At 45.4% G+C, this 22,609-nt stretch carries 20 protein-coding genes; 2 read left to right on the top strand and 18 right to left on the bottom strand.

Annotated features, from left to right (window positions below):
* Positions 1 to 6: 6 nt before the first annotated feature.
* Positions 7 to 288, top strand: a complete 282-nt coding sequence (locus VN23_RS03340) for a GIY-YIG nuclease family protein (RefSeq protein ID WP_046353221.1) — start codon at positions 7 to 9, stop codon at positions 286 to 288.
* A gap of 38 nt (positions 289 to 326) precedes the next feature.
* On the opposite strand, the gene VN23_RS03335 is transcribed toward VN23_RS03340, so the two are convergent.
* From VN23_RS03335 to cysM, 6 genes are all read right to left on the bottom strand, one after another.
* Entirely contained in the window at positions 327 to 668 is a 342-nt protein-coding gene (locus tag VN23_RS03335; protein WP_046353222.1) for a hypothetical protein, read from the bottom strand.
* 40 nt (positions 669 to 708) lie between these two features.
* Complete coding sequence (locus VN23_RS03330; RefSeq protein WP_046353223.1) at positions 709 to 1,911, bottom strand: tryptophan--tRNA ligase; 1,203 nt, start codon at positions 1,909 to 1,911, stop codon at positions 709 to 711.
* 56 nt (positions 1,912 to 1,967) lie between these two features.
* Positions 1,968 to 2,609, bottom strand: a complete 642-nt coding sequence (locus VN23_RS03325) for a site-2 protease family protein (RefSeq protein ID WP_046353224.1) — start codon at positions 2,607 to 2,609, stop codon at positions 1,968 to 1,970.
* Between the two features lie 123 nt (positions 2,610 to 2,732).
* Positions 2,733 to 3,356 carry an L-threonylcarbamoyladenylate synthase gene (locus tag VN23_RS03320; protein ID WP_046353225.1) on the bottom strand — a complete coding sequence of 208 codons (624 nt, stop codon included), beginning with the start codon at positions 3,354 to 3,356 and terminating at the stop codon, positions 2,733 to 2,735.
* Positions 3,357 to 3,359: 3 nt separating this feature from the next.
* Positions 3,360 to 4,229: a 3',5'-nucleoside bisphosphate phosphatase gene (locus tag VN23_RS03315; RefSeq protein ID WP_046353226.1), complete on the bottom strand. Its 870-nt coding sequence runs from the start codon at positions 4,227 to 4,229 to the stop codon at positions 3,360 to 3,362.
* 261 nt (positions 4,230 to 4,490) lie between these two features.
* Positions 4,491 to 5,369, bottom strand: a complete 879-nt coding sequence (gene cysM, locus VN23_RS03310; protein ID WP_062654808.1) for a cysteine synthase CysM — start codon at positions 5,367 to 5,369, stop codon at positions 4,491 to 4,493.
* A gap of 137 nt (positions 5,370 to 5,506) precedes the next feature.
* On the opposite strand from cysM, the gene VN23_RS03305 reads away from it, so the two are divergent.
* The gene (locus VN23_RS03305; protein WP_046353228.1) at positions 5,507 to 6,865 is read left to right on the top strand and encodes a sodium-dependent transporter; all 1,359 of its coding nucleotides are present in this window, start codon (positions 5,507 to 5,509) and stop codon (positions 6,863 to 6,865) included.
* A 263-nt stretch (positions 6,866 to 7,128) separates the two neighbouring features.
* Here the strand turns inward: VN23_RS03305 and VN23_RS03300 are convergent, their stop codons facing one another.
* From VN23_RS03300 to pseI, 12 genes are all read right to left on the bottom strand, one after another.
* Complete coding sequence (locus VN23_RS03300) at positions 7,129 to 8,262, bottom strand: MFS transporter (protein WP_046353229.1); 1,134 nt, start codon at positions 8,260 to 8,262, stop codon at positions 7,129 to 7,131.
* A gap of 4 nt (positions 8,263 to 8,266) precedes the next feature.
* Positions 8,267 to 8,596, bottom strand: a complete 330-nt coding sequence (locus tag VN23_RS03295) for an EscU/YscU/HrcU family type III secretion system export apparatus switch protein (protein ID WP_046353230.1) — start codon at positions 8,594 to 8,596, stop codon at positions 8,267 to 8,269.
* Positions 8,586 to 9,623, bottom strand: a complete 1,038-nt coding sequence (gene fliK / locus VN23_RS03290; RefSeq protein WP_052746752.1) for a flagellar hook-length control protein FliK — start codon at positions 9,621 to 9,623, stop codon at positions 8,586 to 8,588. The genes VN23_RS03295 and fliK overlap by 11 nt, the downstream gene beginning before the upstream one ends.
* Positions 9,624 to 9,625: 2 nt before the next feature.
* Entirely contained in the window at positions 9,626 to 10,015 is a 390-nt protein-coding gene (locus VN23_RS03285; RefSeq protein ID WP_046353231.1) for a DUF2802 domain-containing protein, read from the bottom strand.
* A gap of 36 nt (positions 10,016 to 10,051) precedes the next feature.
* Positions 10,052 to 10,369, bottom strand: coding sequence for a flagellar protein FliT (locus VN23_RS03280; RefSeq protein WP_046353232.1), 318 nt, complete (start codon positions 10,367 to 10,369; stop codon positions 10,052 to 10,054).
* Positions 10,356 to 10,817, bottom strand: a complete 462-nt coding sequence (gene fliS, locus VN23_RS03275; protein ID WP_046353233.1) for a flagellar export chaperone FliS — start codon at positions 10,815 to 10,817, stop codon at positions 10,356 to 10,358. The genes VN23_RS03280 and fliS overlap by 14 nt, the downstream gene beginning before the upstream one ends.
* Positions 10,818 to 10,910: 93 nt before the next feature.
* On the bottom strand, positions 10,911 to 13,292 hold the full coding sequence (gene fliD / locus VN23_RS03270) for a flagellar filament capping protein FliD (RefSeq protein ID WP_062654806.1): 2,382 nt from the start codon (positions 13,290 to 13,292) through the stop codon (positions 10,911 to 10,913).
* Positions 13,293 to 13,331: 39 nt separating this feature from the next.
* Positions 13,332 to 13,718: a flagellar protein FlaG gene (locus VN23_RS03265; RefSeq protein WP_046353234.1), complete on the bottom strand. Its 387-nt coding sequence runs from the start codon at positions 13,716 to 13,718 to the stop codon at positions 13,332 to 13,334.
* A gap of 74 nt (positions 13,719 to 13,792) precedes the next feature.
* Positions 13,793 to 15,439, bottom strand: coding sequence for a flagellin N-terminal helical domain-containing protein (locus VN23_RS03260; RefSeq protein WP_046353235.1), 1,647 nt, complete (start codon positions 15,437 to 15,439; stop codon positions 13,793 to 13,795).
* Between the two features lie 133 nt (positions 15,440 to 15,572).
* On the bottom strand, positions 15,573 to 20,330 hold the full coding sequence (locus VN23_RS03255) for a glycosyltransferase (protein ID WP_052746754.1): 4,758 nt from the start codon (positions 20,328 to 20,330) through the stop codon (positions 15,573 to 15,575).
* Positions 20,327 to 21,592, bottom strand: a complete 1,266-nt coding sequence (locus VN23_RS03250; RefSeq protein WP_231743333.1) for a class I SAM-dependent methyltransferase — start codon at positions 21,590 to 21,592, stop codon at positions 20,327 to 20,329. The genes VN23_RS03255 and VN23_RS03250 overlap by 4 nt, the downstream gene beginning before the upstream one ends.
* Positions 21,589 to 22,593, bottom strand: coding sequence for a pseudaminic acid synthase (gene pseI / locus VN23_RS03245; RefSeq protein ID WP_231743412.1), 1,005 nt, complete (start codon positions 22,591 to 22,593; stop codon positions 21,589 to 21,591). The genes VN23_RS03250 and pseI overlap by 4 nt, the downstream gene beginning before the upstream one ends.
* Positions 22,594 to 22,609 lie beyond the last annotated feature (16 nt).

The following is a 22,609-nucleotide window of genomic DNA, read 5'->3' as shown; positions in this document are numbered from 1 at the left end:
TGCAATATGCCTAAAGAACGAGCAAGCCCCCACAAACTATGGTTTTTATACCTGATCGAATGTCAGGATAATTCAATCTATACAGGCATTACCGTAAATGTGGAAAAACGCTATGCTGCACATGTAAAAGGAAAAGGTGCACGCTATACGCGAATCCGCCCACCACTTAAATTATTAGCCGTTATTGAATTTAGCGACCGCGCAAGCGCAGCCAGCACCGAATACACCATCAAACAATGGACACCATTGCAAAAACGCGAATTTGCCAGCAAACATCCTATTGTTTAATCTGTATTTACAAACAAGCTAGGATTTTGCCCTACTGTTTAATCCTGCTCTGGCTCAATCCGCTCCGCAATATGCCGGGATCTGGCTAACAGCATCAAGATGCCTGCTAAAACCATCAGCGCAGGGATAGAAAGCTTCAATCCAATAGCATGATAGTCTTTCAAATAAATAGCAAAGCCCGTAGCAATCAACATCGGGGCGGTCACCACGCTTGATTTATTAAGCCCCTCAACAGCCAGCACCGCAATCCCTGCCCCAATTAAGCCCAGAATAATCAAAGTACTTATTTGCGGCATCAGCTGCAGCTCGTTCACCAACCAGCCGCCACCAATGGCAATTAAAACAATGGGCAATACCGCACTCCGTTTTTTTTCCAACATAAGCCCCAACCTTTATTTAAGCCCATCACTTAACAACGCCTTAGCTATACGCCAGGCCCATTGCTTCCCGCACATCCCGCATCGTGTCGCGAGCCAAATCTCTGGCGCGCTCACAGCCATCGGCCACAATACTTTTTACTAATGTGAGATCTTCCAAATAAGGCTGGGCACGCTCCAGCATGGGTTTTTGTTCTGCCAATATGCCATCAATTACCGGCTGTTTACATTCAAGGCAGCCGATACCTGCGCTCTTACAGCCTTCCACCACCCACTTCTGAAGAGGAGCATCCGAGTAAACCTGATGCAGCTTCCACACCGGGCAGCGCTCTGGATCCCCTGCATCAGCACGGCGGGCGCGAGCCGGATCAGTCGGCATTTGCTTAATCTTTTTCACCACCGAATCAGCCGTTTCACGCAAATTAATGGTGTTGCCATACGATTTAGACATTTTCTGCCCGTCTAAGCCGGCTAAACGCGGTGCATCCGTCAGCAACGGCTGAGCCTCTGGCAAAATCATTTTGCCGCCGCCTTCCAGATAACCAAATAAGCGCTCTCTGTCACCATGGCTTAGATTTTGCGTTTCTTGCAATAGGGAACGAGCGGCTTCCAAGGCCTCAACATCGCCATCCTGCTGATACCGGGTACGTAGACCATCGTATAGCTTGCCTTTTTTCCCGCCAATTTTCTTAACGGCCGCTTCGGCTTTCTCTACAAAACCTAATTCTTTGCCAAATACATGATTAAAGCGGCGCGCCACTTCCCGCGTAATTTCGATATGCGGCACCTGGTCTTCACCCACAGGCACCAAATTACTGCGGTAAAGCAAGATATCTGCCGCTTGCAGCATGGGATAGCCCAAGAAACCAAAGGTATCCAAATCTTTATGACTTAACTTTTCAATTTGATCTTTATAACTGGGTGCTCGCTCCAGCCAGGAAAGCGGAGTAATCATTGATAATAAAAGTTGAAGCTCCGCATGTTCTGGCACGCGACTTTGAATAAAAATAGTGGCTTGTGCGGGATCAACACCCGCGGCAATCCAATCAATCACCATATCCCAGACATTTTTTTCAATCACCGCCACATCATCATAATTTGTGGTCAGTGCATGCCAGTCAGCCACCATAAATAAGCATGGGTACTCGCTTTGCAGCTGCACCCAATTCTTTAACACACCATGATAATGGCCCAGATGCAGCTTGCCTGTAGGGCGCATACCAGAAAGAACACGATCGGGAAACATTGCAAATCCTTAGCCGCAGAGCAGGTGGTTTATAAACACGCATCCACTTTACTTAGTCAGACAATAAAATGAATCAGGCGATAAGCCAAAGCAATAAACGGCGACATAATGCCGTTCAGCAGCCCCGTTGCCATCAGGCCAATTAATACAAATAAGCCATAAGGCTCTACCAAAGCGAGCTTAGCAGCCAAATGATCAGGCAATACTGACATCAACATGCGTCCACCATCCAGCGGTGGCACAGGGATTAAATTCAGCACCATCAGCACCACATTAATGCTGATCCCTGCTTGTGACATATAGGCTAAGGGCAATTGAAAAGAGCTGCCATCCATACCTTCTGCCAGTTTAAAGAAAAGCCCCCAGATAATCGCCATCATAAAATTAGCAGCAGGCCCTGCAGCAGCCACCCACAACATATCCCGCTTAGGATGGTTTAAACGCCCAAAATCCACCGGCACAGGTTTGGCCCAACCAAACAAAAAACCACCTGGCAGCATAAGAAAAATCAAGGGCAGTAAGATCGTACCAATTGGATCAATATGCTTTAGAGGATTAAACGTCACACGGCCTAATAAATAAGCCGTTGGATCGCCTAATCTTTTGGCAGCATAGGCATGCGCCGCTTCATGCGCCGTAATCGCAAACAAAACCGGCAATGCCATGACGGCAATTTTTTGAATCAGATTCAATTCCATTAAATGCCCTTATTTATTAGAGATGCTGCAAGGCAATGCGCCTTACGTCATCAACAGCAACTTTGGTCCTTGATCGAACCACATTCATGCCCAATGGCTCGCCAAAAAGTTTACTCACTCTTTTTATAAACCCAAGGGGGTTAAGCTGCCTTTTCCGGTGCGTAATAGCTCGCTTTCATCACCCGATAAATCCACGACAGTCGTTGGCTCCAAACCGCAATAGCCGCCTTCAATCACCAGATCAACATCATGTTCTAGGCGATCTCGAATTTCCCAGGCATCAGTTAAAGGGTCTTCATCACCTGGCAAAATCAAAGTAGACGATAAAATCGGCTCGCCTAATTCTTCCAGCATTGCTAAAGCAATCGGATGATCGGGCACACGCAAACCAATTGTGGATTTTTTAGGATGCCAGATGCGGCGTGGTACTTCTTTGGTGGCTTCGAGAATGAAAGTATAGCTACCAGGGGTAGTGGCTTTCAGAATACGGTAAACGCGGTTATCTACTTTGGCGTAAGTGCCTAGCTGGGATAAATCGCTACAAACCAAGGTAAAGTGATGCTTGTCATCTAGCTGGCGAATACGTTTGATTCGCTCTAAAGCATCTTTGGAATCAAGCTTACAGCCGATGGCGTAACAGGAATCCGTTGGGTAAACCACCACGCCGCCCTTACGAATAATATCCACCGCTTGTTTAATTAAGCGTGCTTGCGGGTTTTCTGCATGAATAGAAAAAAACTGAGACATTATTTAACCTGCTGAAATTGAAGAGGACATCGTCTCTGGGGGTAACCAGCGATGCCAAACGGGCGCACAATCCATAGGCAGATCAGGATTTAGGCCCGGCTCACGCGCACCTTCGCCGGTTGCGTGATAATCCGTACCACAAGAGGCCAAAAAGCCAAATTCTTGCGCTAATCTGCCAAATCGCGCCGCATCGGGGATGCCGTGGCAGCCTGAAACCACTTCAATGGCTTCGCCACCAAGGCGTTTATATTCGGTGAGCAACACTCTGAGTGTTTCATTACCCATTTCATAACGCGCAGGGTGGGCCAGTACAGCAACACCGCCCGCGCCAGTAATCCATTCAATCGCCTCGTGCAATCTAGCCCATTCGTGCTCAACAAAGCCGGGTTTGCCACGCACCAGATAGCGCTTAAACACCGTGCCCATATCTTTACACACACCGGTTTTAACTAAATGGCGGGCAAAGTGCGCACGGCTCAGGATTGCTGGATTATCTGCATACTGACGAGCGCCTTCTAAGGTGCCATGAATGCCCACCTTATCCAGCTCGGCCGCCATACGCTCGGCTCGCTCACCACGGCCAGAACGCACGCTAGCCAGCCCCGCCAACAGCGCTTCATTATTGCGATCAAAGCCAAGGCCAACGATATGCAAAATATGCTTGCCCCAGCTCACTGATATTTCTACGCCATTAATAAACTTCATCCCTAATTGCTGGGCTTCGTCTTCTGCCTCGGCAAGGCCACGCGTTTCATCATGATCGGTGAGTGCAAATAATTGGCATCCGCGATCAAATGCTTTACGCACCACTTCACGCGCAGGAAGCAGGCCATCGGAATGGTTTGAATGGCAATGTAGATCGACGGGGGTCATGCTTTTTCCTTGCTAATACAGCTAAATGATGACTTCAAAGTATCTCCTGATTATAAAGATACTTCAGCTTAAAGCTGAGAGGGCAAAATATCGAACCACAGAGAGCACAGAGTTTCACAAAGAAACTAACGATTTAATGCCTTTCTCTGTGAAGCTTTGCGTCCTCGTTTTACCCTGTGGTTCAAGGTTTAGCTCTCTATCAAGGCTAAATAATCTTACTGATCAGGAGGCGTTAGCCTCGCACGGGGGAAGGCAAACCCATCACGCAGGAAATACGCCGGTCGAAAGATAGCGGTCCCCGCGATCACATACAATGGAAACAATCACTGCGTTTTCTACTTCTTGCGACAATTGCAAGGCGGCGGCCAAAGCACCACCCGATGAAATCCCTGCAAAAATGCCTTCTTCTCTCGCTAGGCGACGCGTGGTTTCTTCGGCAATGGCCTGATTAACTTCCATCATGCGATCTAATTGAGAAAAATCACAAATAGCAGGAACATATTCCACGGGCCATTTGCGAATCCCCGGAATTTGCGCGCCATCGCAAGGCTGCACACCCACCACTTGCACGGCTGAATTCTGCTGCTTTAAGTAGCGGCCCGTACCCATAATCGTACCGGTCGTCCCCATGCTGGAAACAAAGTGGGTAATCAAACCCTGAGTATCCTGCCAGATTTCTGGCCCTGTGCTTTCAAAATGCGCTAGCGGATTATCGTTATTGGCAAATTGATCCAGCACGATGCCCTGCCCTTTTTCCACCATTGTTTGCGCCAAATCACGCGCGCTTTCCATGCTTTCTTCCAAAATTACTTCCGCACCGTAGGCTTTCATGCTTTGCACGCGTTCGATACTGGCACTCTTAGGCATGATTAAAACCATTCGATACCCCATCACGGCAGCGGCCATCGCCAAGGCAATACCTGTATTTCCCGAAGTCGCTTCGATCAAAGTATCGCCTGTTTTTATATCTCCCCGTAGCGCTGCGTGCCGAATCATGGATAATGCGGGCCGGTCTTTAACAGATCCAGCGGGGTTATTACCTTCAAGCTTTACTAAAATAATATTGCTGGTGTTGCCAGGCATCCGTTTCAAACGCACTAAAGGCGTATGGCCGACAAAATCTTCTAGATACTTAAACATGCAGGGCTCCATAATCTTAGGCCGATTATACCCGTGCCTGCCCGACTAGCACTCAACAAGTAAGCTAAGCTGAGCGTTTAAGACCGTATTAAAGACTTAAACATCGTTAATTTGCTTTCAAGAACAGGAAATATATTATGAGCAGTTCATCCCGCGACGGCTTCACCTCTACCTTTGGTGTGCTGGTTGCCACCTTGGGCTCTGCCGTCGGCCTTGGTAATATCTGGAAATTTCCTTACCTGACAGGCACGAATGGTGGTGCGAGCTTTCTATTGGTTTATATCATTGCTACGCTTTTAGTTGGCTTACCCGTCATGATTACAGAAATCATGCTAGGCCGGGCATCCCGAGCTAATGCGATCACTACCTTTGAAAAGCTAGCTCCAAAAGGCCAAGGCGCATGGAAATTGATTGGCTATATGGGCGTGGCTGCTGCAGTGCTTATTCTGGCCTTTTACACCGAAGTAGCCGGCTGGGTTTTTGCCTATATTTTTAAAGCGCTTTCCGGGCAACTCGGCTCTACCGACCCCGCCCACACCAAAGCTGTATTTGGCGAATTGGTTGCCAATCCACAATCGGCTTTGATTTGGCAATGGATTGTACTGGCCTTTACCGGTGCCATTATTATGTGTGGCGTATCCAAAGGCATTGAGGCCGTTAGCAAAAAACTGATGCCGGTATTGTTTTTACTGCTCATTGCGCTTTGTATCCGCAGCCTGACTTTACCCGGTGCAATGCGTGGCCTTGAATTTTTATTTACCCCCGACTTTAGCAAAATCAATGCGGGTGTTATTTTGACCGCAGTCGGGCTGGCTTTTTTCAAGCTATCTATCGGCATGGGAACGATGCTGACTTACGGCAGCTATTTCCGTGCTGAGCAAAATATTCCACTCACCGCCACTCGTGTGATGTTTGCCGATCTAACTGTTTCATTGCTCGCTGGGATTGCTATTTTCCCTGCTGTATTTGCTTTTGGCTTTGAACCTGCAGCCGGCCCATCGCTCGTGTTTATTACGATTCCAGCGGTATTTCACAGTATGCCTGGCGGCAGCATCTTTATGGCGCTGTTTTTTATCCTAACGGCCATTGCAGCCACTGGCGCGATTCTTTCTATTTTAGAAGTGCCCGTTGCCATGCTGATTGAGCGCTGCAATTGGAGCCGAAAAAAAGCCACCGCAATCAGCCTGTTGACGATTGTTCTCTTTGGCCTGCCTGCTGCGCTATCACAATCTCTTACCGCCAACTGGAAATTATTTGGCCTCAATGCTTTTGATTTATTTGACTATATCAGCTCAAATATTCTGATGCCGGTAGGTGGTATTTTAATTTGCCTGTTTGTGGGCTGGTCTTATGGATTGCCTAAGCTAAAAGATGCGCTATCTAATGGCGGAACTATAAATAATCCAACGCTGATTAAAGTACTGTTTGTTTTGCTGCGCTATATTGCACCGCTTTTAATCGGCATTATTTTATTAAATGGCTTTGGTTTAATTTAAACGCCATTCAAAAAAGCATCGTGAGCAGATCCTGCCCAAGCCTATCAACCCAAGAAAATCCGCGGGACATCATGCTTTTGTAGCTTGGGTTAGCTGGTTTATTCGCCGATTGGGGCGGATAAGCCAGCGTAACCCAACATTTAGGCGCAAAAGATGTTGGGTTACGCGATATATCTGAGCTTGGTAAACCTCAGACGCAGACGGCTAACCCAACCTATAAATTCCCTTACGTTGACAGGATTAAAATCAAGCCCACGATACTTCTAAGCTGGCCAAGCTATTTTTCTAACTAACATAGCAATCATCAGCGCGCCCAGCGCCACCAAAGCCAAACCCCAAGTCAGGCTGCTGATATGTGCGATAAAGCCAATCATCGGTGGCCCCATCAAAGCACCAATCGATCCCATCGTCGTTACCGCAGCCAAGGCCACAGCGCCCTGTCTTGCTGCTGCCATATAAACACACGGCGATACGGCAGCCACACCTAAGCCCACCAAAGCAAAAGCAATCAACGCGGGAATAATCCCTCCGACAGCCAAACCAAGTAACAAGCCCACACCTGCAAAGCTACTCCCCACCAGCAACAGTTTGCGACTTCCCCAGCGCACACGCCAGCCGTCACCAAACCAGCGTGCCAGGAGCATTGCGCCAGAAAAACTTGCCAAGCCCAGCGGGGCAACCCATTGCTCCGCATTTAAATCATTGCGTAAATACAGTGCAGTCCAATCGACCATTGAGCCTTCAACAATGGTGCCGAATAAGGCCGTTAAGCCCAGCAAAACCGCCATTCCTGTAGGCAAGGAAAAGCGCTTTCCTCCCGATACTGTGGATTCAGAACGATCGGCCAATAAACGTGGTGAAGCCCAAAGTACCGTACCCCAGATCAATGCCGCCACAATACATAAATGCAAAGATAAATCTGGCGAAATCCCCGTCATCAGAGATGCAAACAATGCCGCAGCCAAGCCACCCAAGCTAAATACAGCATGCAGCCTTGACATAATCGGCTTGCCATTTTCTAACTCCACCGCTACGCCTTGCGCATTCATCGCCACATTTAAGCAGCTATGTGCCACACCCTCAAATGCCATAATCGCCAAAGCAAAACCATAATTTGGAGCAAAAGCCAAAGCAGGTAAAACCAGAGGCAAAGCCAGCCCAGCGCCCAAGCACACTTTTTTTGATCCAAAACGCTGTAATACAGCCGTTGTCACAGGAAAAGAAAAAACAGCGCCCAAGCCTGCCGCCAAGAGCAAAAAACCAACTTGGGCTGGATCTAAGTTAAGTTGTGATTTAATGGCAGGTAAACGAGAAGCCCAGCTACCGTAGTTAAAACCGAGGGCAAAAAAAAGTGCGGCAACAGCGTAAGTTGCTGTTTTTAAATGATGGCGAAGCATGGATTTACTCTGGCTGATCGTCGACGAGGGGCGGTAAATCAAAAACAGGCACAATCGCTGCTTCTCCGCGTTCCAAATGATAAACGAAGGCCAGCAATTCGGCGATGGCGCGGTACAGCTGCGGAGGAATATGTTGATCTAAATCCACTTGCATCAGCATCGCCACCAACTCTGGCGATTCATGCACAAATACGCCAGCCTCTTGTGCACGCTCAATAATCCGCTCGGCCAGCAAGCCCTGACCTTTGGCGACAACACGAGGAGAGCTACTACCTTGCTGATAAGCAAGCGCAACCGCTTGCTGACGAGTACTACTTAAACGTTTACGTGACATTCATAGGCTCTGCATTCACCACCACCTGACTAGATGCCAGTGTTAAACCTGCGGCTTCAAAGCGATTTTGTAAAGCGGTGGTTTCTGCCCGGATTTTTTCAGCTGTTTCTGAAGACGCTTCAAAACGTAATGAAAACTCACCATTGCGCAAAACAGCAACAATGCCGATATCGCCCAGATGCGGCAGCTGTAAATCAAGCCGTGATTGCCAGCTGCGCGGGGCTTCATCTTGCCCACCGCTGGCCTGACGCTCCTTGTCTGCTTCCACTTCCCAGCGTAAAGGCTGACCAGGCCATGCCTCTCCCATCCAAACAATGGGCCTCTGCTCTAGGACATCCAATTGCTGCTGAACCAAATGACGCAACGTGGCATTGGCCTCAGGGGCCAGCGCGGCTTTTTCACTTGCAGGCGTACTCTGCGCAACAGCCTGCTCCTGCTTTGCCTCAAGACCTTGTAACGGCAATTTACCAAGCCCTGCCTGAGGCTCTTTCAACAGAGATTGCAAAGGCCGCTCACCATTCACCCACTCGGCCTGATGAGACTCATAAAATAAGCCGCTATCTGCTAATTTTTGCGAAAGCTTACCCGCCAAACTCGCTGTATCCGGCGCACCATCAAACAGGGGTGCATGAGCTAAAACAGCCACCCCGTCTTTTGCTGGCTCGCCCTTGCCTAATAAAGCGGATAAAAAACGAGCACCCTGACTCAAAGCCATTTCTTGTGGCAAAGTAGGCTGGGGGGACACCCCAGTACTAATAGAGAAAGAGAGTTTTGGGCCGTTGCTCACCACGGTGAGATCCAACTTTTCACCCGGCTCAGTGTTTCTAGGTAAATTGAGATCAAGCAGCTGGTCTTTAATCAGCACCGCAAAGCGGCCATTAGGCAATAAGCCAGCCACCGTGGCATGCACGCGCTCGCCCACCGTATAACGCACATCATCGGCAGAGATACGCGTAACCTCAGCCACTCCCTCTTGTGCATTGAGGTAATGCTGAACCAAGCTGATTGGGCTAGTACCGGGTAACATGATTATCTTTGCGTGCTCGATCGATAAAGGGCCACAATTAAATCAGCCTCACCACGCGATATGCCACATTGATGAGCAACGCTGTTTGAATCTGCCCCCAGTTTAGCCAAGCGAATAGCATGGCTGTATGGACTCTCTTTGGAGTCTAAAACCAATTCAGCAGGCTGGCTCCACTCTGCTTGCGTTGCAAGCAAACGCAATTTAAGCGCATCCATCTCAAAGCGCAGCTGAGCAATTTCCTTCCGAAGCAATTCAGCCTCAAGCGGATCGGTGCCCACACTTCGCTGTGCAGATGCTTTACGCATAAACAGGAGTAATTCAGCCACATAAAATAAAATTAATATAAGGCTGATATAAAGTAACTGCACCCAGGTAATGACGATGCCATTCATAAGACGATCTCCCCCGCCGGGGCTGGCAGGTCATTATTAGACGTCATACGCGCGTTGTAGTTTTCCGGTGTTATGCATATTTTGCAAAAGTGTAGCCAGCTCCCCACGCTGAGTTACTGCCTTTTGCTCTAGCTCTTCCACGTCTTGATTGCACTTTTGCAAAAGCTCAGCAAGCTGCTGTTGCTCCAAGCCAGTTAACGCGCCCCATTGAATCATAGGCAAATTCGCGCTTAATTCTGCAAATAATTGCGCTTGCAACAACATATTATCCCAATCTTGGGCCTGAGCTGCAGACAGCATTTTGGTGACACACACACTTAATGCCGAATAGGCCTCAAAATCAGATGCGGCCATAGCTTAATGCGCTCCGGTCTTGCTCATCACGTTCAGCGGCAGGTGCTGCAAGCTCTACCTTACTAAAGCCAATTGACAGCCAAGCATCTTTTAATTGCTCAAGCAGGGCCAGCATTTCATCTAGACGCTCGGGCACGTTATTGATATTGGCCTGCAGCAGCTCGAAGCTTATGTAGTCATACAAAGCATCTAAATTCTCAGCCAGCTCGCCGCCGTTTTCCTTATCCAAAGCCAAACGTAAACCATCTTCAATAATCGCAATCGCCTTAGAAATCGCCGCACCTTTTTGCGCAATAAGACCCTGCTGCATATAAATTTTACCCAGCTGAATCGCTTTAATAGCCCCTTCATACAACAGCACAATTAATTGGTGCGGGCTGGCAGATTCAACCACCGTATCTAGGCTGGTTTGCCCATAAGCAGAAAGCGCTTTTTTGACAGCACTCATAGAAATAACTCTCTTGAATAATTCAGGAAATACAGGCTCATCATGAACTTTAGTTAAATAGCCACAACACTTAAGGCCCTATGCGGGCCGTGCTTATTTTGACAAGCCAGCAAGCTGTGCAGTTAAGTTATTACTGGTGCTTTTCAAGGTTGCAATCGCAATGTCCATGGCAGTAAATTGCTTACGATACAGCGCTTCAGTGGCATCATACTGGCGATTCATGCGCACTCGCTTCTGCTCCAGCTGCGTAATACTACTAGTTACCCCTTGTGTTTGCTTCGCCAGAAAACCAGAATTTTCTTTCAGCATACCCTCAAGTGTTTTATCTAGGGAATAGGCAACACCACGGTTAAACGACACATAGCCATAATCTCCTGCCGTACTGGCCGTTACGATTAAATTCATACCTTCGCTCAAGCCTGTACCTGTTAAAGCTTGCCCAACCCCCTTCGCAGTTTCTCCACCAATTTTCCCCTCTACGTCAGTGCCCCTGTTATATCCGCCAACAGTTAGTCCAAGCGTAGCAGCGGTTGTGCTCGTACCCACATCACCTGTACCCGTAATCTGTATTTCAGATTTACTGCCATATTCTGAAGAAAAAATATCAAACTTACTCGTCAACTCATTAAACACTACACCAACAGTTTTACCTGCTTTAGATAAAGTCTCATCCCCATTAATTTTAGATTGCATTTCAGCAGCCAAATCAGCCATCGTGGCATAATTGCCTTTAGTTAAAGCAATTGTCTGACTTGAAGTACCATTTACCGACAGCATTAAAGTTTTATTATCATCAGTAATTTCAACAGGATTAGCTGCTGTTGTCATCGGCAAAACCATTGAAGTCGTTGTTCCAGACCGCAAGCGGCTAATATCAAAGTTTTTACTGAGGCTATTAAAAACCACGCTGACCGTGTCACCTGCAGTATAAAGTGTGCTATCTGCTTCAATTTTCGACTTAATCTGAGCAGCCAAAGTGTCCGTTGTATAATTATTATCATCCAGCGTTAAATTAGCTGTCACTCCATCCAAAGTAACGGCCTTACTATGGTTACTGACATCGACTTTAAAAAAAGATAGAGCTGATGCAGAAGCGTATTTAGCCTGAGCAGCAGGCGTAGTTACCTCTACAGCATAATTACCCGCTTGTGTTGCTAATGATCCAGATAAAAAAGTAACTTGGTTATTACTGGCCACACCATTCACAGTAAACAAATTAGCGACATCATTTGGATGACTAGTTATTGCTGCTTGCAATTTTACTTCATTTAAAACCAAATCACCTTTAGGTGATGCGCCACCAACAATTACGCCTTTTGCGTCGGTTGTATAGCCACTAAAAGACACACCAACATCACTGAGAGATTTAAAGTAACTACCCTCGCCTTGCATCTGATTAACAACTGAACGCATCTGATTTTGAATTGCACGAATAGATGATTCGCCATTGAGAGGCGCTGCTTTTGCCGCCGAAGCTCCATTACCCGGCGTATAGCTCGAGACTTCTTTCAGTATTTTATTAAGTTCGTTATATGCTTTAACAAAACCCTTAATAGAGTCTTTAATCCCATTTAAATCAGAACCCACAGTAATCGTTGTAGGTGCCAGCGTAGTCGCCCCCGTACTCGTAGGTGAAGAGACTTTCGTTAAATTAATAGTTAAACCTTGAATTGCATCACCCACTAAATTTGTAGGTTTAGATACACTAATACCATCAATTTTAAATTTTGCATCTTTAGCCGATTGTGTTTCAGCTAAATTACGAACCCCTGCCGGATCATAAGCCAGAGCAGATAATCCACCTGTATCTGTTGAGTTACCATCAGCATCACTCACCGAAATTTTCAATGAGTTTTCAGCACCCGTTTCTTTACTTGTCAATACTAATCTATTACCTGTGCCATCATTTAAAATGCTTGCACTAACACCCGTATTATTTTTACTATTATTAATCGCATCGCGAACACCACTTAATGTGTTATTTTTTCCATCAATCACAATAGAAAAAGCCGCTTTTTTAACATTAGCATTCGCAGTAAACGTATCATCCGCAGTTGAATCTGTATTTTGTGTATTAACCGTACCAAACTGAATAGTCAGCGTACCTGTACCAATACCTGCATTTGGGCTGCTGAATGCAGTAGAAGTCAGTTTTTGATTTTGTGCCAGTTGGGAAACTTCTAGGCTATACGAGCCAGGCTGAGCCAAGCTACTTGAGCTAACCGTTGCAATTGAAGCGTCCGCTAGCGAAGCTGATGTGCTTTTAAACCCCTGCACACTAGAAAGACTTTTGACTGATGTTTGAAAAGCAGACAACGCACTTTTCACTGAACCAAAAGCAGAGATTTTTGATTGGTACGACGCTTCCTTAAGCAATAAATCTTTTAACGGTGCTTTTTCCGCGGTCATAAGCTTATCGATCAGCCCATTTAAATCCATTCCTGAACCTGAGCCTAAAGAAGAAATTCCAGCCATGACGCTCTCCCGTTTACATATATGCTATTAATCGGCAAATTATGCCCGATCTTTAATTAATAAACCTTGAAATCGATCAATTGCCTTGGCAATAGAGATTGCTTCTTCGCTTGGAAACTGACGAATCACTTCTTTGGTTTTTATATCAATCAGTTTCACGATAGGCAATTTAGTTTCTTCTTCAACCGAAAACTGTAAGGTATTAGAGAATCCTTGTACAGCCTGATTCAACTTCTCTATCGCCTGCTGAACATCTTTCGGATCTACTGCGGGCTTTAAAGCTTGCACCGCATCAGGGCTAACTTTAACTGGCTCAGCACTCACCACTTTTGCTAAGTCACTGGGCGCATCATGAAACCGCTCGCTCACACTTTTAGCAGCAACGGGAGAGGGCGACACGAGCGATGATGTAGATTGAATATCCATGATACACCTTCCTGTAGAAATGCCCCGACAACACAGGTTCGCCGGGGCCTTACTTATTTAAGTCAAACTTAAACTTAACCGCGTAGCAAACTTAACACTTGGTTAGGCAAGGCATTCGCTTGACCTAACATTGCCGTACCTGCTTGTTGCAATACCTGAGCCCGTGTCAGTGCGGCAGTTTCACTTGCGAAGTCTGCATCTCTGATTCGACTTCGTGCCGCACTCATATTCTCTGACGTTGTTGCCAGATTATTAATGGTAGCAGTGAAGCGGCTTTGCAGCGCACCAAACTTGGCACGTTGATCATTTACAGTCGACAAAGCGTCATCTACAACACGTAAAGCTTGATTTGCCCCTTCAACCGTTGAAATATCTAGCTTTTCAACTGTTTTAAGTGTTGAAGCATATGCAGTTCCCGAACTTAATACAGAACCGCTAGATGCAACAGACCCTGTGCCCCCAATCGCCAACACCCCAGAAGCAAACGAAGCTCCACTTGTAGTAACCGAGTAAGAACTGGAAGAGTTCAACACCACCTGACCACCAAAAATCGCCAGACCAGAGCCCGCAGCAGTACTTGATATACCTGCCGCGCTACCACTAGACATGAACTGAATGGAGCCACTAGATGCCCCGACATCCATATCCCACTTAGTCACTGCACCACCAAAACCACTTGCGTTACTTGGATCGCCAATAGCGATGTTTGATCCATCCGCAGCAACCAGCTTCAAGGCATAGTGTGTTTGGCGATCAACCGTTTGGAATGTGGCTAATTCCGCGGTAATCCCCGTTTTCGAAGATTTTGAGTTAAAGGCCTGAATGGCCTGTGAATACTCATCTGCATCAATCGTGCTGTTATTGTTCAAATCGGTCACATTGAATGAAACAGATTCGAAAGTACTGCTTTTTGATGCTGCCGTTATGCTGTATGAGCCCGAGGCCAAACCTAAATTAACTTCTGTACGCGCAGTTGCAGTAACACCTGTCCCTGCAGCATTAATTTTATTGGCAATGTCCTTAGCCATATCAGTACCTGAGACAGAAATTGTTGTCCCATTAATACTAAAATCACCACTTGCTGACACAGCCGCGCCATCTGCATTGACAACACCCGATGCACCGGCCGTTACGCCGTTTGCTGTCGCTCCGGACGTTGAATTTGTAATGGCTAAATTCCCTGTACCATTACCTACACCCATTTGATAAGTACCATATTGATTGGTACGCAAATTAGCTGTATTGGCAGAAATCGTTTGGTTAGTATTGGCACCTACCTGGTAAGTAGCCGCTGTAAAGCTACCATCAAATAATTTCTGGCCGTTGAACTCAGTTGATGTGGCAAAACGATCAAGCTCTGACACCAGCTGTGTTACTTCAGAGTTAATCGCCAAGCGATCGTTCGTGGTGTTAGTGGCATTGGCAGACTGCACAGCCAATTCACGTACACGCTGTAAGATATCGCCCATTTGCCCTAAGGCGCCTTCACCCGTTTGAGCCAGTGACACGCCATCATTGGCATTGCGCTTGGCTTGATCCATACCGCGAATCTGTGATGTAAAGCGCTCTGAAATTGCCAAACCCGCTGCATCATCCTTCGCGCTATTAATACGCAGACCCGAGGACAAGCGTTGCAGAGAGTTAGTTAAACTCATGGACGACGTACCTAAGTTACGCTGTGCATTGAGTGATGGTACGTTGGTGTTAATGACTTGAGACATGATGCTTACCCCTTGCTTGTCCTAGAATCGGTGCTTTAGTGTTTCAGGCATATAAGTAAGCCCTTGTATGCTGTATCGGTAGTAATCCACCAAACTTTAGGGCTAGATGTAATCTTTTTTAACCAGCTGAAAGCTAACTAGGCAACCACGCTTCACGCCACGTCTCCAAATTATCTCCCTCAAGCATCCAATCTTTTAATACTGCAGTTTTTAAAGCATCTCCGCGCTCAGCGGCGGCATCCAAATCAGCCAAATGATCTCGAATCGCATCTACCCAGTCTTTATGCTTATTTTTCACTCGCACAACAGGCAGATCACCAAAATACGGGGCAATATCGGTGCAAATCACAGGAAACCCGCAAGCGCCATACTCTAATAAGCGCAAATTACTCTTACATAAATTAAACGTATTGTGCTCAAGCGGCGCCAGAGCCAAATCGAGATTTAAGCTAGCAAGCTTGCTAGGGTAATGCTCGATTGGAACGCCAGAATGAAACTCATGCACAAAAGGCCGTAGCTTATCTGGACACATTCCAAAAAATACCCACTCCACCTCTGCAGCCAAAGCCTGAACAACACTTGCTATTAACTCTAAATCGCCGGTATGGCTAATTCCCCCAGCCCAACCCACGCGCGGCTTCTTACCGACCCTTCGGGCCGCTGACAAAGCCCCCCAAATAGAAACAGGAAGATAGTTATTAACCACATGGATCTGTGCATGCATGCTTTGATAAGCATTAGCTAGCTCACTCGTCGACACCACAAATCGGTCGACAAAAGTAAGCGCCTTACGCAGGGACTTAACAATATCCTTAGGCATATGCTCGCGATGCGCGCTTTTGAGCGGTAAATTTGGCAAATAGTCATCTAACTCGTAAATCTTGAATGCAGGCGAACACAGCTTCGAGCGCCGCAGAAAATCAATCTGCCCCTCGGTAATTTGTCGCTGATAAACAATCACATCAGGTGCTAGCTTGGCCAGCTCAAACACAGGGTAAAGCTCTAGAGCAATGACACCCGATATTTTCAACTCATCTTCTAGAGCAGCAAATGGCTGAAAAATACGGTAGCGACCGCAGCCCATCTGATCTGCCGGATGACAAAGCACAGAGGGCACTGGTCGCCAACTTAAAGGCCGCCATGTCAGTAAAGAGCGCTGCTCCAGCTCAAAACCAGCACCACTTAAGGTTAAGTTTTTGTTATAAGCAGGATCATTCCCTATCTCAAACAACCACTTGTTATACATCGCCGTTTGCTCACCCTCAAAACGCTTTTGCTTGGCAACGACAAGATCTGGATCAACTGCATTCTGACTCACACTTCCTTCGTGCATCACAACCGCATAAGGCGTCCATACCGTGAGGTACCCCAGCTTTCCAACTTTCAGGCATAAATCAACGTCGTTATACGACACTTTAAAGTCAACTTCATCCATGCCCCCTGCTTGCTCATAAACCGATTTACGAATCATTAAGCAAGCAGCCGTCACTGCCGAGTAGTTTTGATCCAACTGCAAGCGGTGCATATAGCCAGAGTCTTCTAATGTTGTACCCAGGCAAGGATGATCTGCCGGCCCACGCAAACCGAGTACTACACCTGCATGCTGCACAAGACCTGTAGGGTAGAGTAGCTTTGCCCCAACAACCCCTACTTCTGGGCGTTGAGCATGATGCAACATCGACTGCAACCAATCCCCTTCAACAATCGCAGTATCATTATTTAGCAAGACAAGATATTCACCCTTTGCCTCATTCACTGCCATATTATTCATTGCAGAAAAATTAAAGGCATGAGGATAAGAAATAACACGAATCTTTTCCTCACAAATCAAAGCAAGGCTATTTAAATAGGCTTTAGCCTGTAAGGTTTCACTTTGATTATCAATAATAATAATTTCATACGACAAGTATGTTGTTTTTTCTAAAAGACTTTCAACGCACCTCTGCAACATACCTAATTGATCCTTGCTAGGAATCAAAATACTCACTAAAGGCTGAGCCTCATGTTGATAAACAATACGCAAACTACCTTCAATCCGAGCACCAAGCAGCAACTCAGCGTCAACCTGCCAACGCTGCAAATGAGCATGCACGGCCTTTGCAAACGCCAATTGGCGCAACTCACTACCAAGTGCGCGTGCATCATTTAGCTGAAGATGGCAGACAATCTCTGGCACATGGCCGATACATTGCGGGCCTGATTTATCTAATACTCGCAGAATTAAATCAAGCTGCTCAGCCCCATCAACCTCTAAATCCAGCCAATTTATCGCACTCATCGCAAGCCGACGAATCACAATAAACCCATCGGCGTAGGGCATACTTCTCAGTAAATCGAGATTAAAATCTGGTTTAAATCTAGGATTAGACGGTAACATCTTTTCATCTAAGATATCATCATCCGTATAAATCAAATCCCAATGGGGATTTTCAACAATTTTCTGAACAGCAAGCAATAAACCAGTAACCGTGAATAAATCCCCCCCCTCAAGAAAACCAATATAATCATCATCTAAGCTCGCCGAATATGCCAGTGCCTCTACATACACATTATTCTGGCATTTAATCCAATCAATTTCCGATGCAGGCATTGGGTTTTTAGCAATAGATACAACACTAAAACTTATATTTTTATATAACTGACCTGTAATGCTTTTTATCGTTCGCACAATTGCATCAAGATCACCATATCGATCTAGAATCAATATTTTTAATGTTGGATAATTAAATTGGCTAATACCGGCTTCACCAAGATAGCCCATAGCCATATCAAAATGCCGTGCTTCACTTGTACTCAAATAACGATGATCTAAAAACTGCTCATAAGGATCCAGTTGTACCACGGGCAATAACGGAGCCGCACTTTCCTTTGCCGTAGCAACAATGTAAAACTGTAAAGAGCACAGCTCAAGCAGCTCTTCATTATTTACAGCAGAGAGCTTCATGCGACCTAATTCAAGATCCATGATTTGTTTGTTTTTATTGGCTTCGTATACCGACATCAAACGCTGATCAATGGTGTAATTCAATACACGAACGTTGTAACCTGTTTCATCTAAAAAGCGATTAAATTCTTTTAATGTAAAGAAGCGAATATGCGTAATATCAAGCAAGCCCGCTGAATCATATCGCCAAAATCCATCTGCAAGATCCTCCATTAATTTCAGATTTCTCACATTGGGAATACTAATAATAACCTGAGCAGTAGGCGACAAATAAGGCTGCAGCGCAGTCATTACAGACCAAGGGTTGTACATATGCTCAAGTACATCTGCCAATATCACGCCATCCAGCGAGCCTTTAAGCAAGCCCTCTTTCTCAAAATCAAACTCCTCAAACTTTCCAACAAGCACTCGATCCAATCTTTCTGATGCAATTTTAGCCGCTGAGCGACTCGTTTCCACTCCCCAAACTTGGCACTCTGGGTACTGTTTTTTTAACAACTCACCATTTGCACCCGCAGCGCAGCCAATATCTAGAACAATCCTAGGATTATTACTAAACATGCCAATTAACTCTTTACGCGCACTATCATGGTAATAAGAATTAACATCCAATTCTTCAACATCAAGGTATTGTTGCCAAACATATTGCGTAGCATTAACCGGCCCGTTTTTCTGCACCATTTCAAGCATGAGTCCGGCCACACGTTCAGCAGCAGTTCCTACCCCAGAAAAATGATAGTGTGGTAGCCGTAGTTTAGTTTGATTTAAATGTACATCTCTAAATGACTTATTACTCAGCAATTCTTGAATAGCTGACGCCAATTCACCCGCTTCAACTTCAACAACACCAGATTCAACCTCAAAAGCACCACCGTACAATCCATTTGCTGAGCAAAGAAGATTAATGCACGGCGTTCCACAGATCATGGCCTCCACTGTGTAGTTAGAATCTACAGCAATCAATACATCAGCAACTACAGCCCAACCCTCGCTATCTTCTAAGGTATACGCAAACAAAGAAGGGTCAATATTCATCGACAAACAAAGTTCGTTTAGTTTTTTATTTCCATAGGCCAAGTTTGAAACTCTATCTTTAATTATTGCATTAAAAATAAAGCCCTCTTTATGCAGATCATGGCAAGCATAAATAAAAGAAGTTAGTGTTTCAGAAAATATGTTTTCATTACAAAATGCACTCAAATTTGCTGACCATGTTGTCGCAAAAACAACAATTGGAATATCACCTTTCAAATGATACTTATCCACAAGAGCGCTAAGCAGTTCTTTTTTATTTTTGCGCAGTGCTTGATAAACATCCCAAGCAGGATTTCCTGTAATACACATCCGCTCAGAAGGAATACCAAGGTCTAAATAACCCTCCATTCCCCGCGAACAAAACACCGCCAACTTATCTGCAAGAAGCTTAGAATGAACAGTATATGGATCAGCCAATGAGATCGAATGAGCAAGATGTAATGAAGGTATTGCATGCGCTTTGGCCCACAAAGTGGCAGGACGGCCTACATTAGTTAAATCTTCATTAACCAGCAAAAGACTAACGTTAAAGTTAACTCTAGCCCATTCTAAGGAGTTAAGTAAATTAGCAACAAGTGGTAATTCACTCGCCATACATTCTTCAACAACATCAATGAGCTCAATACGACTATATTTAACATCATCACTATTTATTACAAAATTTATATTTTTTAATTTATCTTCAAACCCAGACATCAAATCAGATAAAAAAGGCTTTATATCTTTCTCATACAATATCTGTTGATCGAGCAAGACAATTGTGCCACCCGCTCGTTCAATCACATCAGCCATTTTTTGATCAATAAAGCCACTTAGGGTCAATATTGTGCATGGCCCTTTTTTCTTCAAAAAACACTCTAATACACTTATATTTTTACCCCATATTAGACTGATAATCGCAGGCTGAGTCATGCACGCATTCCTGTAAATTTTTTATAAAACTTCGTCAATAATTCCCCCATTAAGGAATATGGCAGGGATGCAGTCATCTCCACACCACAAACAATGGGCAAATCTTTTTCAGTACATACTTTTTCAACAATACTCACACACTGCTCATCCAAAGCGCGGCATTGCCTCCAACTCAATAGCTCTTTTGATACTGAAGGGCCAAGCAACGCTAAAAAATCACACTCTCCAAAGCGAGAAAATATTGAGTCCATAAACAATAAAAAGAAACGTTTACTTCGCAAAGGTTTTAACAAGTCTAAAAATTTATTTTGATAATACTCTTTCTCATAAGGCAGAAATAACATTAACTCTGACACAAGTCTGTGCTCAATTAGCATATCAAGCTTAAATAGCTTAGCTCTTAGCTCTTCATTCTCACTAATCCCTTTTCGTTTTTCCAGCACTACAAATAAACGCCCAGTTGCTTTGGGCGTGAGATGCGCAATGATGTCATTCTCTATAAATTCACCTAAAGCATTTAAATCAGAATCCACAGCAAACCAAGACAACACTCTTCGCCAGCTATTCTTTCGATCTAAATATGGATACAGCAACCAGTTGATATTGCCTCCGCCTAAGAATGCACCATAGGGCACCAAAGCCTTCACAACAAAGCCCTGCTCATTTGCGAAATCAATAATTTCATCGGCACTCAATCTCGCCATATAGCTCCCAAAATCATTGGGATCATTACTCTTATTTAACGCATCAGGCCATTGCTCAGTACAATCTCCATACGCTGACATAACATGATCTTTAGAGTGGATATCAAAAATAATTCTACCATTGGGCCGAATCACTCTACCCCACTCCAATAATGCCTCCCGCCAATTTGGAAAATGCACTAAAACATTTAAAGAAACCGCACAATCAAAAGCCGCATCTTTGAATGAAAGCTTCTGAATATCTGCTTTTTTTAGTGTAATTGGCATCCCATCTGCCAATCTCCTTGTTTCATCCAACATAGCTTGTGAGCTATCAACGCCTGTTACAGCATAACCATCACGCACCAGAGGCAATGCCGCTCGCCCAGTTCCTGTCCCAATATCAATAACATCATGCCCAGTGACATATGAGCGAATAATTCCTATTTCTACGGTATTTTTCAGATGATTTGTACTTGAATTTTCCACCATACGGCCTGAATACCAAGCAACCATATCTGGGTTTTGCCATGCATTTGTTTTCCACTGAATCAATTCAGCATTATTAACATCGCTCACAATGCACCCTCCATTTTTTTAAAATGATCCCAAGATAAGGCAGTTCCTTTTTTAAGAGGGCGTGTTACACGCAAACCCAGCACCTTATCCATAAAACATGGAGCAAGCCCTAACCCTGGCCGGATAGCTCTTACATTTGACGCGGACACAACTTCACCTTCTTCAATATCCGCAACAACATATAGTGAACGCCTAAAAGTTAAACTATTTTTTTCGGAATGGCTCACACCATAACGTATGGTGCCTAATGCCTGCCAAGCCGTCTTTGTTTCCCTTACCAGCAAGGCCATTTCATCGGGCTCCAGTGAAAATGCCGCATCCACGCCTCCTTCCGCCCGATTTAAAGTAAAGTGTTTTTCGATCACCGTTGCCCCAAGCGCAACCGCAGCGACAGCAGCCCCCACGCCCATCGTGTGATCAGACAAGCCCACCTCGCAGGCAAATAGCTCCCGCATATGGGGAATGGTGCGGACATGACTGTTTTCTGGGCTAGCCGGATAGGTACTGGTGCATTTAAGTAAAATTAAATCTTTGCAGCCCGCATCCCGCGCCGCTTTTACTGCCTCATCCAGCTCGGCCACACTGGCCATGCCTGTTGAGATAATCATCGGCTTGCCGGTCGCGGCCACTTTACGAATCAAAGGCAAATCGGTATTTTCAAAGCTGGCAATTTTGTACGCAGGCACATTGAGACTTTCTAAGAAATCAACCGCTGTTTCATCAAAGGGCGTAGAGAATGCCAGCATTCCTAATTCATGCGCACGATCAAAAATAGGTTTATGCCATTCCCATGGCGTATAAGCTTCTTGGTAAAGTTTATAGAGTGATGTACCTGCCCATAAACTAGCCGGGTCTGAAATATGAAATTCACCCTCATCAAGATCTAAAGTCATCGTGTCTGCGGTATAGGTCTGCAATTTAAGCGCATGTGCGCCCGCCTTGGCGGCAGCTTCTACAATTGCCAAAGCACGATCCAGTGATTGATTATGATTGCCACTCATTTCGGCAATGATAAAA

Origin of the sequence: Janthinobacterium sp. B9-8, assembly GCF_000969645.2 — a bacterium.
GTDB lineage: Bacteria > Pseudomonadota > Gammaproteobacteria > Burkholderiales > Chitinibacteraceae > Iodobacter.
The sequence above is the reverse complement of the archived record's forward strand: the minus strand, read 5'-3'. Positions and strand labels throughout refer to the sequence as shown.